This is a genomic window from Limnothrix sp. FACHB-881, assembly GCF_014698135.1.
Lineage (GTDB): Bacteria > Cyanobacteriota > Cyanobacteriia > CACIAM-69d > CACIAM-69d > CACIAM-69d.
Window position 1 is genome coordinate 57,601 of the sequence record NZ_JACJSN010000001.1, and the last position, 16,638, is coordinate 74,238.

A 16,638-nucleotide genomic window follows, 5' to 3' on the forward strand; every position below is an offset into this window, starting at 1 on the left:
TTAACGCACCACTGATCGGCAGCTAAGGTGGGGGATTAATTTGTGATGATGCATTATCGAAACTTTAACTACAAATATCACAAATTTACGGCGGCCATTCAGATCATCCGTTAACATTGGAGAAGACCTGGTGCTATTTGCACATTTTGCAACTCAAATTTAAAGTTCTAATACGCTGGTACTCTTTATAAATATTCAATCCAATGCAGATATTCATAATTATGGTCTGTCTTGGGCTGATTGTTTGATGTTTAGTGTTTGGATAGCTTGCTAAGAGTTATCCCTAAGTAGATGTCTGAAAAGCCATAGCTACTCCTTTCAGGTGTCATCGCAGATAAGGGGCTTAAGCTCCTTACCTTCGTGATGATTCGTGCTTGGCAAATAATCCAAGACGCTTTTCAGACATCGACTCAGCAAGATTGCTAATTTTCCTTCCATTCAACAACTGACTGTTATGTCAAACCAGTTTCTTGGCATCACTGAAAAACTCAGTTTCCTGATTCAGCAAACCCCCTTAGCGCTGATTGAATGGAACCAAGATTTCTGTGTCATCAGTTGGAACCCGGCTGCCGAAAAAATCTTTGGCTATTCTGCGGAAGAAATTTATCTACAACCGGTTAGCCGGATTGTGTCGCCAACCGTGCAAACCGAAATTAAGCCGCTGATGGTAGCCCTCTTACAGGAGCGAAAAACGGTTGTTTGTCAAAATGAGAATATCTGCAAAGACGGCAGTGTCATTATTTGTGAATGGATTAACACGCCGGTTTTTGATGACCAAGATCAGATGCTATCCATTTACTCGATCGCCCAGAATGTGACCGATCGAGTGATGGCCGAACGACGTTTGCAAGAATCCGAGGCTCAGCTCTTAGAAAAGTCCACGACCCTTGAGCAGGTGGTGGAACAGCTTCAGCAAGCGCAAATTCAACTGGTACAAAGTGAAAAAATGTCGGCCCTGGGGAATTTGGTCGCCGGGGTGGCCCATGAAATTAATAATCCTTTGGGGTTTTTAAAGGGCAATATTCGCCCTGCGTTGGAGCACCTAGAGGATCTGTTTGCCCTGTTGGATGCCTATGCGGAACATCACCCCGATCCCCATCAGCAGGTGCAACAACTCATTGAAGAAGTGGATTTAGAATTCATTTGCCAGGACTTGCCCAAGCTTTTGGAGTCGATGAATCAGGGAATTGATCGCATTAAAACGATTAGTGATAGCTTAAGAACCTTCTCGCGCTTAGATAGTGAATATCCAGTTAGTTTTGATTTGCAAGATGGATTGGACAGCACAATTTTACTGTTAAAACATCGCCTGAAGTCCCATGATCATCGGCCCGCCATTCAGGTCATTAAAAACTATGGTGATGTGCCTGAAGTGGAATGCTTTGCCGGTCAACTGAATCAGGTGTTTATGAATTTGCTGGCTAACGCGATCGATGAACTGGATGAAGCTTGCCGCGATCGCCCTGTCCAGGCGCTCAGCGAAAATCCCCCCCAAATCATCATCACCACTGCCCTCTCGGCGGATCAAAAATCGGTTCACCTATCCATCCAGGACAATGGGCGCGGCATTGCTGAGGAGCTACAAAGCCAAATTTTTGAGCATTTATTTACAACTAAATTGGTGGGCAAAGGAACCGGCTTGGGCTTAACCCTGTCTCGACAAGTGATTGAAGAAAAGCATGGCGGTCGATTGTGGTTGGAGTCCCAGTTAGGGGCGGGTACAACCTTTATGATTGAGTTGCCGCTGGTTTGTGTAGACAGGAGTTAGGATTGAGCGTCACGGGTCAGGAAGTTGCATCGCTGCAACTTGGGATGCAACTGGAATCGATGCGGATGGCATCGATCGCCCTGTCGGTGGCGGGGAGTCGGCATCGGCGGGCGGCGGAACCTTGCCAAGATGCTAGTGGTTGGGCCTTGGGCGATCGGGCAGGATTTGCGGTGGTGGCCGACGGAGCTGGATCGGCCAGTGCCTCCGATCTGGGGGCCCAGGTGGCGGTGGAAACGGTTTTAACGTTGTTGCCTCGTTGGCAGCGGCGGCGATCGCCCCGATCGTTGGCGGATTGGTTGCCGTTGTTGCGGGCGGTGGTGCGGGCGGCTCGGTGGGCGGTCGATCGGGCCGCACGCGATCGGGATTTGGCCTTGCGAGAGTTGGCTTGCACCTTGGTGGTGACGGTGGCCTTACCAACGGGATTGGCGATCGGCCAAATTGGCGATGGGGCGGTGGTGATTCAAGATGCCCAGGGCAACTGGCAAACGCTCACGCAGCCGGAACAGGGAGAATTTGCCAACGAAACCCGATTTTTGCAGGAGCCAGGGGCCGCCCGATCGCCTCAGTTGGTCACTTGGCTCGGTGATTGGCAATCTCTCGCGCTCTTTTCCGATGGTTTGCAGCGCTTGGCCTTACAGGAACCCGATCAATCGCCTTTTCAGCCCTTTTTTCAGCCGTTGTTTCGGTTTTTAGCCCAAAGCCAAGACCTGACCGTCGTGATCGATCGGCTGCGGGCGTTTTTAGAGTCCGATCGAATCGCCCAGCGTACCGATGATGATGTCACACTAATTTTGGTTCAGCGTTTGGCTGATTGAACCGAAGCCTCATTCCAAAAACAATCCCAAAAGCAATCCCAACAACACTCTCAACAACACTCTCAACAACACTCTTAAAACTAGCTATGCAACCGGATTTGCCCCCCAACTCCAATCCTCCAACGGCTCCCCGATCGCCCGATCGGCTCCTGCAAGCAACCCAATGGATCGTGCTGGGGGCCATTGCCCTGGCTTGGGTGGGCCCAGCCTTCAGCCCCAGCGCCGAACCCACCCCCGAACCCCCCAAACCGGCGATCGAACAGGGGCGTTAGGGCGTGTTTGGTCGCAAAACCGGGGGGCAAGGCACGGATTTTCTGAGTCGTTGGGCCAGCGGCGTTGCGCCCACCGCTGGCGAGCCAGGGCCAAGACGATCGCTGTGGAGTCGTTGGCAGCGATCGGCTCTGGCCTTGGGGGCTGGGGTGGCGATGGGGCTGGGGCCGGAGCCGGTGGGCTGGTGGCCGCTTCCCTGGGTGGCGATCGCCCCACTGTGGTGGTTGCTGGCAAACCCAACGCTCAATTGGCGCGATCGACTCGGGTTGGGCTGGCTTTGGGGTCTGGGCTACAACCTCGTGGCGGTGTTTTGGCTCACGGGCCTACATCCCATGATGTGGCTGGGAGTGTCCTGGGCCACCAGCCTCACCATTGCCCTGGTGTGCTGGTTGGTGGCGGCCGGTTGGGCCGGGTCACAGGTCGCCTGCTGGGCGGTGGGGTTTGGGCTGCTACACCGCAAATTGGCGGGGCGATCGGCCGGCGGACGCTGGGCGCTGGGCCTGGCCCTGTGGTTGGTGACGGAATGGCTCTGGAACCAATCCCCCTTGGCTTGGACGGGATTGGGCCTGACCCAAGCGCCTCATAACTTAGCGATTTTGCACTTGGGCCAACTGTCGGGCCCCGCCCTGGTAACGGCGGTGATTGTGGGGGTGAATGGAGCCTGGGCAGAAGCTTGGCTGACCCATCGGCGGCGTTGGTGGGCCGGGGCGATCGCGCTGTTGCTGTTGGGCCATGGCTTGGGGGCCGCTTTGGCCGCCCAACCCTTAGCCGATCGCCCCGCTGCGGCCCTGACGATCGGGGTAATCCAAGGCAACATTCCCAACGATCTGAAATTTGGCTCCGAAGGTTGGCGCAGGGCCCTCACGGGCTATCAACGGGGTTATGAAACTCTTGCAGAGGCGGGCGTTGACGGCGTGCTGATTCCCGAAACGGCCTTGCCAATGGTCTGGACAGCGGAGGCCACTCGCGATCGACGCAATGAATTCCTGTCGGCAGTGCTCGATCGGGCTGTGCCCGTGTGGTTGGGTCTGTTTGCGCCCGATCGCCAGCAACCCGATCGCCTCACCAACAGCCTCATCTCCCTCGATCGCACCGGAAAAGCCGTGGGTCGCTATGACAAAGTGCGCCTTGTGCCCCTGGGGGAATATATTCCCTTCGAGTCTTTGATTGGCGGCTTCATCGATCGCCTATCGCCGCTGGACACCAAGTTGGCCCTCGGCCAGCCCAATCAGCGCCTTAACACTCCCTTTGGTCAGGCGATCGCCTTGATTTGCTATGACTCAGCCCATGCGGAATTGGCGCGATCGCAGGCGGCCAGCGGCGGGCAATTCATTCTCTCGGCAGCCAACAACGCCCATTACCGGCCCACGATGTTTGCCCAACACCACGCCCAAGACGTGATGCGGGCGATCGAAACCGATCGATGGGCGGCCCGCGCCGCCAACACCGGCTATTCCGCCTTCATCGATCCCCACGGAGTCACCCACTGGCGATCGCGCCCCAATGTCTACGAACTCCACGCCACCGAAATCTATCGCCGCACCCAGCAAACACCCTACGTCCGTTGGGGCGATTGGCTCACACCCCTGGCTGTTCCCTTGGCTTTGGCGGTGAGCTGGGGATCGCGGCGTGTTGGTTCATCCTTGCCCGATCGCTAGGGACAATTCGCCCAGCGGAGCCAGCAATTTCCCCTGTCCCAATGCTCTGTTCCAACCCCACAATCAGCGGGTTCATTGGGATCGGCTAAAAATTTGCCACATGATGAATAGTGTGAATCCCACATAGCCAATCACCGTGGCCCAATCCATCCAATGGTCGCCCATGGTTGACTCCGAAACAGGTTAGGAAGGTGGTCAGCAATTCAGGGATTAGGATTAGCGCTTGATTAGCGCTTGACTAGCGCTTTTTATTTTTGCTCATCCACTCTTCAACAAAATTGGTATAAACTTCGCCGCCAATAAACTCCGGCGATTCCATGATTTTTTGGTGAAAACCAATCGTGGTGTTCACCCCGGTGATGGCACATTCGCGCAGGGCCCGCTTCATCCGGGCGATCGCGCTGGAGCGATCGGGGCCCCAAACAATCAATTTGCCAATCAAAGAATCGTAGTAGACCGGAATTTCATAATCGGGATAAACGTGGGAATCGATCCGCACCCCCGGGCCACCCGGCGGCAAATAGGCCCCAATCCGACCGGGGCAAGGGCGGAAATTTTGATCGGGATCTTCCGCATTAATTCGACATTCGATCGCATGGCCGCGCAACTGTACCTGATCTTGGGTGAGGCGCAGTTTTTCCCCTTGGGCAATCCGCAGTTGTTCAGCGATCAAGTCCAGGCCGCAAACCATTTCCGTGACTGGATGTTCAACCTGAATGCGGGTGTTCATTTCCATAAAATAGAAATTGCTCGATCGATCCACCAGAAACTCCACCGTTCCTGCGCCCACATAGTCGATCGACTTGGCCGCTGCCACGGCCGCGCTGCCCATTTTTTCCCGCAACTCCGGATTCAACACAGGGCTGGGCGCTTCTTCCAGGAGCTTTTGGTGGCGGCGCTGAATGGAACAATCCCGCTCACCCAGGTGGATCACGTTGCCATGGCTATCGGCCAAAATTTGGAACTCAATGTGCCGCGGCCGTTCAATGAATTTCTCAATGTAGAGGCCCGGGTTGCCAAAGGCCGCTTCCGCTTCCCCTTGGGCCGCTTGGAACAGCTTGGGCAACTCTTCCGCACTGCGCACCAAACGCATTCCGCGACCGCCACCACCCGCCGTGGCCTTAATCATCACGGGATAGCCAATCTCATTGGCCAGCTCCAGGGCCGATTCTTCGTTTTGCACCAGTCCTTCGCTGCCGGGAACCGTGGGCACGCCGGCCCGTTGCATGGTTTCCTTGGCAGTGGACTTGTCGCCCATGGCCCGAATCGCGGCCGGTGAGGGGCCAATGAAGGCAATTTGGTGATCGTTACAAATCTCGACAAATTTTGCGTTTTCTGCCAAAAAACCGTAACCCGGGTGAATGGCCGTGGCGTTGTGGGTGAGAGCGGCAGCGATGATGTTGGGAATGTTCAGATAGCTCTTGCTGCTGGCTGCGTCGCCGATGCAAACGGCTTCGTCGGCAAGCTGCACGTGCAGGGCTTGTCGATCGGCAGTGGAGTGAACAGCCACAGTGGAAATTCCCAGTTCTTCGCAGGCTCGGATTACCCGAACGGCGATTTCTCCACGGTTGGCAATCAGGACTTTTGAAAAGCGCATTGTCGTACGATCGCAGGTGGGGCGCGGTAGCCAATCCTATCATCGTGGGTGGCCTGCGGGCGATCGGGCGGCGGAGTCTGGGGAAATCGGGCCGAGGGTGGTGCTTGTGCTGGATCCTTTGGGATCTCGTTCAATCTCGGCTCAAGATTTGGCTCAATCAATATTTGGATTTGGCTCAAGATTTGGTGTTTGGCTCAAGATTTGGCTCGATGCTCGATACCGATTGAATTTGACACTGATTGAATTTGATTCAGTATCTAGCCCAATTCTTCGATCTTGGCTCCAGCACCATCCCAATCTGCATCCCGATGTGTATCCCGATCTGCATGAATCTGTTGATGAACCTCAGCCAAGGCTCAACAAAACGATCGAAGAATGCTATACTGCTACGGCTGGTTTGACGGGTAACAATAATTTGCTCCCAACATCCTCAGTTGGGTTCGGCAATACTCCCAAAAACTCACACCAGCGTCATCAGTGAATCACCTGCGGATGTGGCGGAATTGGTATACGCGCACGTTTGAGGGGCGTGTGGCTTTGCCTTGCGGGTTCGAGTCCCGCCATCCGCATCGAATTCCAGATTGGACTTCATCCAGAGCACTTTGAAACCTGGCTTGAGCGTCCTCAGCTCATAACCTGCGACCGGATCATTGATTTTCAGTGATCCGGTTTTTCATAATCTCCGGCTCAGAGTTGTGGCTCAAGATTGCGACTCAGGCTCTCAACTCAGGCTCTCGACAGGATGAACGGGACTCTTAAATTGATCGAGACCCGCCGCGTCCTTAAATTCCAGAAATTCCAGGGGAGATGCTGAAAGCCGCATCACGAGGGCGGCGCTTCAGTCCCTTTTCTTTAGGTGAGTGTTAGGATCGAGAAAAGTTAAGAAATGCAAAGACCTTGACTGCTAGCGTTACTGATCGACAAGCGGATTTATCTGCACCTCAGCCCCCCGTCGATCGCCCCTCGATCGAGCTGGGATCCCATGGGGATTGGCATCGGCTGAAACCCACCTGGCAAGGGGATGAAACCGTTGTGCAGCAGGGCTTACCTCACCATTTTTTGGCTCCCCCTTGGCAAATGTTGTTGTTGGGAGATGGGTCACCCACTCGCCATCTGCAATTGCTGACGGGAGAACCAACCGAGGTGGATGTGATTGATATGTCGGTGGTGGGGCCGGCGGGGGACGGGGCCCCGGAGGCGATCGAAATGGTTCCGGGGCCGCGATTACGTCGCCAGGTTTGGTTACGGACAGCTTCCGGCCAGCGGTTGGCCTATGCCACGTCTTGGTGGGAAGCCAGCCATGTGGATGAGTATTTGCAAAATCGATCGCTGCCCATTTGGGCCAGTCTGGCTCGGTTGCGCACGGAGCTTTACCGCGATGTGCGGGGAATTTGCTATGGGCGATCGGCGGCCCTAGAGGCCGCGTTTGGAGAGTCGGGGCCGCTCTGGGGGCGACATTACCTGTTTTGGCATCGAAATCAGCCCCTCACGCTGATTTTTGAGGTCTTTTCCCCACATCTCCAGCGCTACTTGGGGCCGATCGCCCGCCAGTAGTGGCAATGATTGCAATGTAACGATCGCTAATGATCGATGGTGTTGGCCAGCTCGCGTGTGATGAAGGGCAGGTTGATCGCGTCGGTGGGGCAATGGTCAATCATGACGCTTAAGCCCGCGCCGCCCACTTTGGTGCGCAAATAGCCCAGCCCGATCGCCCCGTTTTCGGTGGCCACACAACTGGTGAGGGTTCCCACTTTCTGATCCGCTTGCAAAATCGGACAGGGGGTGGCGATCACCCGAGGCAGTCGAAATCCCCAGAGGTTCAGCTTCACGCCGTTGTAGGTGTTCAGGCGGGCGATCGTTTCTTGGCCGATGTAGCAGCCTTTGTTAAAGGAAACGGCTGTCCATAGCCCTGCTTCTAGAGGGTTGTAATCTTCCGTCAACTCATGGCCCACCGCTGGTCGCCCTTCGGTGATCCGCAACTGTTCCCAGGCCTGTTCGCCCAGGGGAACGGCTCCCGCTTGGGCGATCGCCTGCCACAGGTCACCGGCTCGATCGCTGCTCACCCACAGGGTATAGCCATCGGTGGCCAGACCGCTGCCCCGTTGCACCCGCACGGTCACATCCTGAGCCAGGATCATGGTTTGGTGGGCAAAGGGTTCCAGGGCTGAAATTTCGTCAAGGGCCGCCCCCAACTGTTGCAAACAAAGGTCACTTTGGGGCCCCAAAAGACTGAAAGTTGCGAATTGACCGCTGATATCCGTGAGGGCGACCCGATCGGCGGGGAAGATGTAGCGATCGAGCCAGCGAAACAGGGTTGGCCCCATCCCCGGCGACACTAATAAATCCAGCGCTTCCGCCGTTACCGCCACCATGGCCAAGTCCAGGGTGCGAGCGGTGGAAGTCACCAACACGGTTTGGCAACCCTGGCCCGGTTGCAGAGTTTTGATGTTGGCGGTGCTTTGGTTATGTAAAAACGAGGCCCGATCGTCCCCCATTAATTGCAACAGGGCCCAGTGCGATCGATCCACCAGGGCCACCCCCGTCGTGACCGCCGCGATCGCCGCTGGATCGTTGCCGAAATGGGCGGGCACTTGCCCCTCGGCCACGGCGGGATCCCATACGGCTCCCATCTGCTGTTGTGCGTCTTGCAGGGTTACCATCGTTCAGAACTGCTCTCAATATTGCTCAACGGTTTTGTATGCCATGGATGCCTTAGGCCTAGCGACCGGGCGATCTCATCTTCTGTATCTCTTCTGTATCAATGTGCCTGGTTTGGGCCAGACCTGCATCGGGAGATTTGCCTTGGAGTGCCCGATCGCGCCGCTCCAAACCCTAGCGCAAAGCTGCCAACTCGGGCCAATGCTCCACCGTACTAGTCATGGTCAGAATGGCCGAACCCGTTTCAAATTAATAGGCCTCTTATATCAATCACGCTCCTGATCCTAAGTCTCTCTTCAAGATTGCTGATTGACTGACAAAATGCTCAAGCGCCTGGTTCTCCGGTAGGTTGGGTTGAGCTTTGCGAAACCCAACTCGATCACCAAGAACCTTGCTGTTGTTGGGTTTCGTACCTCAAACCAACCTACAAAATGATCGTTGATCAGCCGATCTTGAGAAAAGGGTTTTTCGTGAAAGAGGTCTATTGTCCCCAGCGATTCCAGTTGAAAGACAGTTAGATAGAGACAGTTAAGCTGAGAGTCAGTTTGCTGCTCAAGACTCAATCCAGACACTTCAATCCAGACACTTCAATTCAAAAACGGTTGGCTATGCCATTGAATCACCATCAAGAGCAGGAGTTGGGGCAACTGCCCGGTCAACCGCTAGATCAAGTGCTGGAGCCAGTGAGCAATCCAGCGTTAAATCAGGCGCTGGCGACTTTGGCGGATGGGGATTTTTATGAACGCTGGCAGGCGATCGGGCAGCTCAAAACCATTGGCAAGTCTGCGATTCCGGCTCTGGTGGCGTTGCTGACCGATGAGGCGCTGGATTTAGAGCAATGCTGGTTTGTGGCCAGGGCCTTGGGAGAGTTTGACGACCCAGCGGCGGTGCAATCGCTGGTGAATTTGCTGTCGATCGCGCCGGATCCCTCCGTGCAGGCGGCGGCGATTGAGGCCCTGGGCAAATTGGCAGAGCGATCGCCCCAATTGCGAACGGTGGCGCTGGATTGTCTGAACCCTTACCTCACGGATCCGAACTGGGGGCCCTTGGTGATCAAGGCGATCGGGCAAATTGACCACCCCGACGCAATTAATGGTCTCCTGATTGGGGCCGCTTCTCCTCAACCTCCCCTGCGACGGGCCGCCTTGGAAGCCCTGGGCAGCTTGCCCCATCCCGCCTTGTTGCCCCACCTGCTGCAAGGAACTCAAGACTCGGAGACCACGGTGCGGCTGGTGGCGGTGACGGCCTTGGGGGCCAAGCGTTGGGGCCACAGCCCAGTGGCCCAAGAAACCATCGCCCAAACCCTCACCCAACTGTTGAGCGATCCGGCGGCCTCGGTGGCAGAGGCGGCCGCCTTGGCCCTCAGCCACTGGGGCCATGAATCAGCGCGGGCCGCTTTGGTGGCGGCCTGGGAGCGGCGACAGTTACCACCGGCGTTGGTGGTGCGGTTGTTGGCTCAGATGGGATTGCCCTCGGCCTTGGCGGCCTTGGGAGAGCGGTTGCCCCAAGGTGAAACAGAGCTGTTGTTGGGGGGGATTGTGGCGATCGCCCAGCATCACAGTTCCGATCAAACCTATCAACGCCGGGTGGCTCATCTGCTGCTCGATTGGCTCGATCGGCCCCTGGCTCCCTTCACCGACGGGGCAGTTCAGGGGGCCTTAATTGAAGCCCTGGGTAATTTGCGAGTGGCGGCCGCGTTCGATCGACTGCTGCCCCGGCTGCGCGATCGGCCCGACCAGTCCCCGACCCTGGCCTTGCAAGTGTTGGCGGCACTGCGGCAAATCGACCCCCAACAGGGAGCCGATCGACTCGCGGCTTGGATTGATCAGGCGGCGGCCCAGCAGGCAACCGCCACCGCCCGCCAAGGCCTTCAGGAATGGCAAGCGATCGCCCAAGCGGCCCAGGACGGAGCAACCATGCCGTTTGCTTAAAGCGTCGTTGGCTGAAGGCTACTTGCTGACAGCTACTTGCTAAGGGAAGCAACAATTTGCTGCATTTGCCCGATCGTCGCCTGCTGGGCTTGGGTGGTGTCCGTCGCCTGGGTGAGGTTGGTTAATAGGGCTTCCAGGTGTTGCCGCAGGCCGGAAACCTGCTCAGACATGGGCTGAGTCAGGGTATCGCCCCCTTGGCTGCCCTGAGTGATGGCCTCAATTTGCTTACTTTGCAATTCACGTTCTCGATCTTGCAGGATTTGCAATTGGGCCTGCACATCCCCATGGCGCTGGTTCACGGTCATTTCCGCCTCTTGTACGGTGGATTCCAATGTGGAAACCCGATCGCGCAATTGGGACTGCAATTCCTCCAGGGCTTGAATGTCTTGCGTCACCCGATCGAGCAGCGGTGACAGATCCACGCCGCCCTCCGTCCGGGGAGCAGTCAGCCCCTGGCGCTTGTTCAGCACCGTTTTGTGGGCATGGAGCACCTCTTCCCGCTCTTGCAGGTTGCGCCGTTGCCCCACCAGGGTTTCCTCCAGCATCTGGCAACCGTCGCGCTCATCGGCCAGGTTTGCCTCTAGCTGAATGCGATCATATTCATTGGCACTGTTGATTTGGCCTTGCAGTTCCTCGATTGCCTGGCGCTTGGCACTCAGCTCCTCTTCCTCATCACTCACCAGCCGCGATAGCTTTTCCAAGTCCCGCTGCAACTGGGCCGTCAGCTCTTGCAACTCCCCGATCGGCATGGCTTCCAAGGCTGCTCGATCGACCCGTTGGGCTGCATCGCTGTGGCCGTCCCCATTGGCCGCTTGTTCCAACAGGGTCTGCAAGCTGCGTTGGGTGGCCAGTTGCCCTTCAACGGCCGAAAGCTGCTGTTGATGAAGTTCGAGCGCCGTTTGTTGGGCCCGCCACTCGGCCCGGGCCCGATCCAGATCATCCCGCTGGGCATACCAATCCTGCCAAGCCGCCGACAGGGTCTGAGTTTCTGACGTAATCCAATCCCGCACCTCCGGGGAAAGGGTTGGTTCCGCCGTTGGGGCGTGGCTGAGCAGGCTCTCCTGGGCAGCCGTAATTTGCAGGCAAGTTTCCACCGCCGACTGCAAATAGTCCATGGCCACCACCGAAGAAGCCGCCTGTTGCAGCAAATGTTGCAATTGAGCCGCCTGTTGGGCATCGAGACCCGCCGACTGCGCTAACTGCTGCTGCATCGCCAGGCGCTCTTGGTTGAGTTGCTCCTGCTGGGCCCGCAGGGCATGTTGAGCCTGCTCAATTTCCTGGCGCTTGTGTTGCACTTCCTGATTGAGGCGATCGGCCGATTCCCGGGCCTGTTGCACCTCTTGGCGTTGGCGATCGAGCTGCCGCAACTCCTGTTCCAGTTGCTCCAGCTTTTCGCGCCGCTCATCGAGTTCCTGTTCTCGCCGGTTCAGCTCCTGACTTTGGTAAGTCAGGGATTCCATCCATTGCTGAATTTCTTCTTCCTGGCTCTTGGTTTTTTCCTGCTGACGGGAATAGCTTTGCAGCAGGCTGACAATCTGCCGGGCCCCTTCTTGAATATTCTTTACTTTGCGATCGGCCCCTGACCCGATCGCATCCACCAGCACTAATGCCCCGTCTTTGTAATTGCTGGCATCGTCTGAAGCGATGGGATCCTCATTGGTAATTGCGCTCCACTGCTCTCCCTTTTGACAGGCCAGCAGCTTCAATTCTGACTTTGATCCCATCAAGCCGCGTTTTTGGACGACTTCTGCAAGATACAGCACGCTGCCCTTCCCCTCGTTCGTTCAGTGAGATCTTCGCGCTACGGATGATGGCGTTGGCCATCGTCTTTCAAGATGCAGCTTTTTTAAGGACGCAACTTATAAAGACGTGACTTGGCTGCCACTGTGAGATTGACACTTTTCCCTGCCCAGGGGCAAGGGGATTTTGGCCCCAGCCGAGCAACCCTATTTGCTCGATTAGACCACGGGTTGACGCTGCGTTGATCGTGACCAGTCATTGACCGTAACCGGCAAAGAAACTGGGGCGATCGGCACGTCAGCTTGACCCATTGGATTTCAAATCACCGATTCGCGATCGCGAGCCGGGCGTTTTACTCTCCGGTGCTGCAAAAGGGGCCTGTTTTTCGGTCAGACTGCCCATGGATTGCTGATTTTTCCCGCTCTTGGCCTTCAGACTCGGTTTCACAGCGCTAGGGCTGAGAGATCGCTGCAAGATGAGCAGAGTGGTTAAACCATGCTGATTTTATCAAACGCAGCCAGAAGCCACCTGAGAGGGACAATTTTCTATTTTCCGGCCAGCAGCCCGCTGGGGGCGAAGTTCTGCCAGCTCCCTGCGGTTGCTTAGGGTGGGTTGGCTGGAGTTGTTGAGATTCAAAACTAGCTCGGGGTTGAATCGCTGCTGAATTGAATCGCTGCTGGAGTAGATGCGCCGGGTTGCTTGGGCAACCGCCCTACTATACAAAATGTATTAGACAAAATGTATTTAAAAATTGAGCTTGAAAAAGTTGCGATCGAGCCATTCGGGATTGATCGATCGCGATAGCATGGAGCCAGGATTGGGCAACCCCACTCCCCCCTATCCCCGTGCCAGGACAGCCCTATGCAAGGACAGCTCAGCGAGATTGATATCCGCAGCCTCCTGCACCTGATTGAGTTAGGCCAGCGCACGGGTGAACTGTATTTAGAAGTGGAAGGCGCTCACCCGGGCGATCGCCGCAGTTGGTTCGTCTTCTTTCGCCAAGGGGCGATCGTTTACTGCACCTCCGGGGAAGGGGGCACAACCCGTCTTCGGGACTATCTCCATCGCTATGCCTTGGAAACCGCCATTGATGAGCTGTCGGTTTCCAAAATGGCTTCCATCAGCGAGCCGGAATATGGATATCTTTGGGCATTGCTGGAAACCCATCAACTGGAGCCGGTACAGGGCCGCAACATCCTCCAGGCAATGGTGCATGAGGCCCTGTTTGATTTGCTGACGGTGCATGAGGGGCGGTTCATTTTTAATATGGGCGAGGCGATCGCGCCCCACTTAACCAGCTTGGCCGTTAGCCCGCTGATTTCCCAAGTGGCCCAGGAATTGCAGGACTGGAAACAACTCTATCCCTACGTGCAGTCGCCGGATTTGTGCCCCGTGTTGACGGATGTTCAGCGATTGCGAGAAGTGCTGCCGGCCCAAACCCTCCAAACCTTTAGCGAGTGGGCCACCGGGTCAATCACCCTGCGCCAAATTGCTCGCTATCGCCAGCGGCCGCTCCTGGCCGTGGCCCAGGCGCTTTATCCCTACATCCAGGAGGGGTTGGTGCAACTGATCGAGCCGCCTTTGGAGCATTCGGCCGCCCGATCGCGCTGGCATCAGGTCATGACCGTTCAGGATCCCAACCCGCGAGCACCGAGAATTGTTTGCATTGAAGACAGCCCCGCCGTTTGCCGCGCGATCGAACAGGGGTTGCAGTTGTTGGGCTATGACGTGGTGGGCTTTCTCAGTGCCCTAGAAGCCATTAGCCAGGTGTTTGAGCTGCGGCCAGATTTGATCCTCTGCGATATTGCCATGCCCCATCTGGATGGCTATGAGCTATGCGCCATGTTGCGACAAACTCGATTGTTTCGGCATGTGCCCATCATCATGATCACGGGGCGGGAGGGGTTTCTCGATCGCACCCAAGCCCGCTTGGCCGGCGCAACTGATTACCTAACCAAGCCCTTTAAACGCCAGGAATTAAAAGCCTTAATTGAGCGATATATCGGCTCTGGTCGCCTGGAACCAGCCCCTGAGGAGGAAATAAGCGATCTAGCGCTGTCTACGGCGGAATCTCTCCCTGTACCCTAACAAAAGCGCCCAATTTGACTCAAATTAGCACCGGGCTAGGGCCTTTTGCGGAGAAACCCAAACGGGCGATCGCCCAGCCCTAACGGGATGTCAAATGGCCAGCGCGTTGCCTAAAGATTGCCCAAAGATGGCCAGAAAAGTTGAAAAACAACCCAACCATCGTTTACGCTTGCGCAACCGGGTTAGCCCCAACTCGGGCCAAGAATCGGGTGCGCGAGCTGTCAGTTCCTGCTAGCATTCAGGCGCAGGTCTGCGATTTCCGTGGGTGACAACCACCCGCAAAAAGACGTGGCCCGCCCATCACGACGCTATAATCATTGCCAGCCATCGCACTTGCATAGCGGCATTTTGCCAGGGTCTGAGTGTTCTTAGTCAACACCAGCCGTGATTGCTTGACATGGGTGAGGTTTATGCCCGCCCATAGGCCAGCACCACAGCTCTATCAGCCGATCTTGTCAACGGCAATCCTGCCGAAAACAGAGCAATTGCCCCCAGGCCATTGATCGCCGGTAATAACCTGATTGCTGGTTCGCACCCACTCCCTATCTCCTAGTCGTTAAATTCTCGCGTGCCTCAATTCACCGGTAGCCATGTCCGTTGGCTGCCAGGGATTTGGGAACCCTAAAGCTGGCAGGATCAGGATGGTTCAAGTAAGAGCAGCACCGATCGCGTCTGGGATAAATCATTGCCCGTTCCGATGACCGGTAATGCAAGAGTTTGGGTGACGAGCCACCGCTGCGTCATGAACCCCATGCGCCCCGATTGACCCCCTTGGCAGGCAGAGTGAAACGAGAAAGATAGCCATGAGTGTAGTGTTAGTTGTCGAAGACAGCGTCGCCCAGCGAGAGATGATCGGCGAGCTCTTGCAGGGCAGTGGGCTGACCGTCAACATGGCATCCGATGGTGTTGAGGCGCTAGAAAGTTTGCAAAAGCAGCGTCCAGATCTGGTCGTTTTGGATATTGTGATGCCCCGCATGAATGGCTACGAGGTTTGTCGTCGCTTGAAGTCGGATCCCACAACGCAGGATGTGCCAGTGGTGATGTGTTCCTCAAAAGGGGAAGAGTTCGATCGCTACTGGGGCCTGAGACAAGGCGCAGATGCCTATATTGCTAAGCCCTTTCAGCCTCAAGAGTTGGTGGGAACAGTGAAGCAATTATTGCGCGGCTGATTGGCAAAGGTTGGAATCTGGTGATCTGAGTTCGGTGATCTAAAGTTTGGTGATCTGAGTCCAGTGATCTGAATCTGGTGATCTGGAGTTGAGAAAATTGGCTTCTAATTGAGGAAATTTGCGCCGATCTGGCAGGATGGGTGTGGTTTCGCGAAATTAGCAACAATTGAACGGTGATTGAACGGCAATTGCGCAGTTTGGCTAGATTTGGCTAGATCAAGATCTGGCCCTTTGCCCCCAGCGGGGTGATGACTGCCTGAAAGATCGGGTGCGATCGCGAGTGCATGGCGTAACGTAATTGTGGGGTAGCAGTTGCCCTTCAGTCTGTTACGGAGCCAGAGGAAAGCGCTGTGGTCGGAAGTCCAGATTTTTTGGCCGGCGGAGGTGTGGATGATCAGTCGCCGGAACTTCAGGAGCTAGAAAATCCTGAAGGTGAGATGCACCTGCGGTTTTACCTACCCTCGGGACGGGAATTGGCGTTGCCAGCGGTCATTATCCGCGAGGTGAGTGAACCCTCTCCCGATCGGATCACGCCTGTGCCGAACGTGTCTCCCCTGTTGTTAGGAACCTTGAATATTCGGGGGCAGGTGATTTGGGTGGTGGATCTGGGGCAGTTTTTGGGGGAAACCATCCCGCTGAATACCGATCGGGCGGAGGTGCCGGTGATTGCGATCGAGGAAGGGGATATGATGCTTGGCTTGGCGGTGGCCCGGGTGGCGGGTATGTATTGGCTCAAGCCGGACAATGTGGAAGCCTTGAGTAGCGTGAATGATCCGATCGGGGAATTTTTGCGCGGAGAGTGGCGATTGAGTAACAATCGAATTCTGCAATTACTGGATCATGTGGCCATTTTGCGGTCTAACCGCCTGGGTCAATCCGCAGGATAGGAGTAGCATCGAAGTACGATGGGCGGCTATGCTCGTACCTGACTTGCCCAATTGTTT

General features: G+C 56.0%; 13 protein-coding genes and 1 tRNA gene. 11 read left to right on the top strand and 3 right to left on the bottom strand.

Annotated features, from left to right (window positions below):
• The first annotated feature begins 454 nt into the window (after window positions 1–454).
• The 4 genes from H6G52_RS00265 to lnt all read left to right on the top strand — a co-directional run bounded on the left by H6G52_RS00265 (window position 455) and on the right by lnt (window position 4,511).
• Window positions 455–1,768 carry an ATP-binding protein gene (locus H6G52_RS00265; RefSeq protein WP_190525711.1) on the top strand — a complete coding sequence of 438 codons (1,314 nt, stop codon included), beginning with the start codon at window positions 455–457 and terminating at the stop codon, window positions 1,766–1,768.
• A 2-nt stretch (window positions 1,769–1,770) separates the two neighbouring features.
• On the top strand, window positions 1,771–2,583 hold the full coding sequence (locus tag H6G52_RS00270) for a PP2C family serine/threonine-protein phosphatase (protein ID WP_190525713.1): 813 nt from the start codon (window positions 1,771–1,773) through the stop codon (window positions 2,581–2,583).
• Between the two features lie 86 nt (window positions 2,584–2,669).
• A complete protein-coding gene (locus H6G52_RS00275) occupies window positions 2,670–2,855 on the top strand; it encodes a hypothetical protein (RefSeq protein ID WP_190525715.1) in 186 nt (61 codons plus the stop codon).
• Window positions 2,856–2,858: 3 nt separating this feature from the next.
• Window positions 2,859–4,511, top strand: coding sequence for an apolipoprotein N-acyltransferase (lnt, locus tag H6G52_RS00280; protein WP_370567646.1), 1,653 nt, complete (start codon window positions 2,859–2,861; stop codon window positions 4,509–4,511).
• Window positions 4,512–4,749: 238 nt separating this feature from the next.
• On the opposite strand, the gene accC is transcribed toward lnt, so the two are convergent.
• Window positions 4,750–6,108 (bottom strand): acetyl-CoA carboxylase biotin carboxylase subunit, encoded by a 1,359-nt coding sequence (gene accC, locus H6G52_RS00285; RefSeq protein WP_099531788.1) that lies wholly within the window; start codon window positions 6,106–6,108, stop codon window positions 4,750–4,752.
• Window positions 6,109–6,205: 97 nt separating this feature from the next.
• On the opposite strand from accC, the gene H6G52_RS00290 reads away from it, so the two are divergent.
• The 3 genes from H6G52_RS00290 (at window position 6,206) to H6G52_RS00300 (ending at window position 7,662) form a co-directional block, all read left to right on the top strand.
• Window positions 6,206–6,589 carry a hypothetical protein gene (locus H6G52_RS00290; protein ID WP_190525717.1) on the top strand — a complete coding sequence of 128 codons (384 nt, stop codon included), beginning with the start codon at window positions 6,206–6,208 and terminating at the stop codon, window positions 6,587–6,589.
• A 7-nt stretch (window positions 6,590–6,596) separates the two neighbouring features.
• A tRNA-Leu gene (locus tag H6G52_RS00295) sits at window positions 6,597–6,677 on the top strand.
• Between the two features lie 397 nt (window positions 6,678–7,074).
• A complete protein-coding gene (locus tag H6G52_RS00300; protein ID WP_099531852.1) occupies window positions 7,075–7,662 on the top strand; it encodes a chorismate lyase in 588 nt (195 codons plus the stop codon).
• Window positions 7,663–7,688: 26 nt separating this feature from the next.
• On the opposite strand, the gene H6G52_RS00305 is transcribed toward H6G52_RS00300, so the two are convergent.
• Complete coding sequence (locus H6G52_RS00305) at window positions 7,689–8,768, bottom strand: folate-binding protein YgfZ (protein ID WP_190525719.1); 1,080 nt, start codon at window positions 8,766–8,768, stop codon at window positions 7,689–7,691.
• A 606-nt stretch (window positions 8,769–9,374) separates the two neighbouring features.
• Between H6G52_RS00305 and H6G52_RS00310 the strand changes: the two genes are divergently transcribed.
• Window positions 9,375–10,697: a HEAT repeat domain-containing protein gene (locus tag H6G52_RS00310; RefSeq protein WP_242026120.1), complete on the top strand. Its 1,323-nt coding sequence runs from the start codon at window positions 9,375–9,377 to the stop codon at window positions 10,695–10,697.
• A gap of 32 nt (window positions 10,698–10,729) precedes the next feature.
• Here the strand turns inward: H6G52_RS00310 and hmpF are convergent, their stop codons facing one another.
• Window positions 10,730–12,460, bottom strand: coding sequence for a pilus motility taxis protein HmpF (hmpF, locus tag H6G52_RS00315; RefSeq protein ID WP_190525723.1), 1,731 nt, complete (start codon window positions 12,458–12,460; stop codon window positions 10,730–10,732).
• An 838-nt stretch (window positions 12,461–13,298) separates the two neighbouring features.
• Between hmpF and H6G52_RS00320 the strand changes: the two genes are divergently transcribed.
• From H6G52_RS00320 to H6G52_RS00330, 3 genes are all read left to right on the top strand, one after another.
• A complete protein-coding gene (locus H6G52_RS00320) occupies window positions 13,299–14,525 on the top strand; it encodes a response regulator (RefSeq protein ID WP_099531793.1) in 1,227 nt (408 codons plus the stop codon).
• 803 nt (window positions 14,526–15,328) lie between these two features.
• Window positions 15,329–15,694 carry a response regulator transcription factor gene (locus H6G52_RS00325; protein ID WP_099531794.1) on the top strand — a complete coding sequence of 122 codons (366 nt, stop codon included), beginning with the start codon at window positions 15,329–15,331 and terminating at the stop codon, window positions 15,692–15,694.
• A gap of 350 nt (window positions 15,695–16,044) precedes the next feature.
• Window positions 16,045–16,581 (top strand): chemotaxis protein CheW, encoded by a 537-nt coding sequence (locus H6G52_RS00330; protein WP_099531795.1) that lies wholly within the window; start codon window positions 16,045–16,047, stop codon window positions 16,579–16,581.
• Window positions 16,582–16,638: the final 57 nt, after the last annotated feature.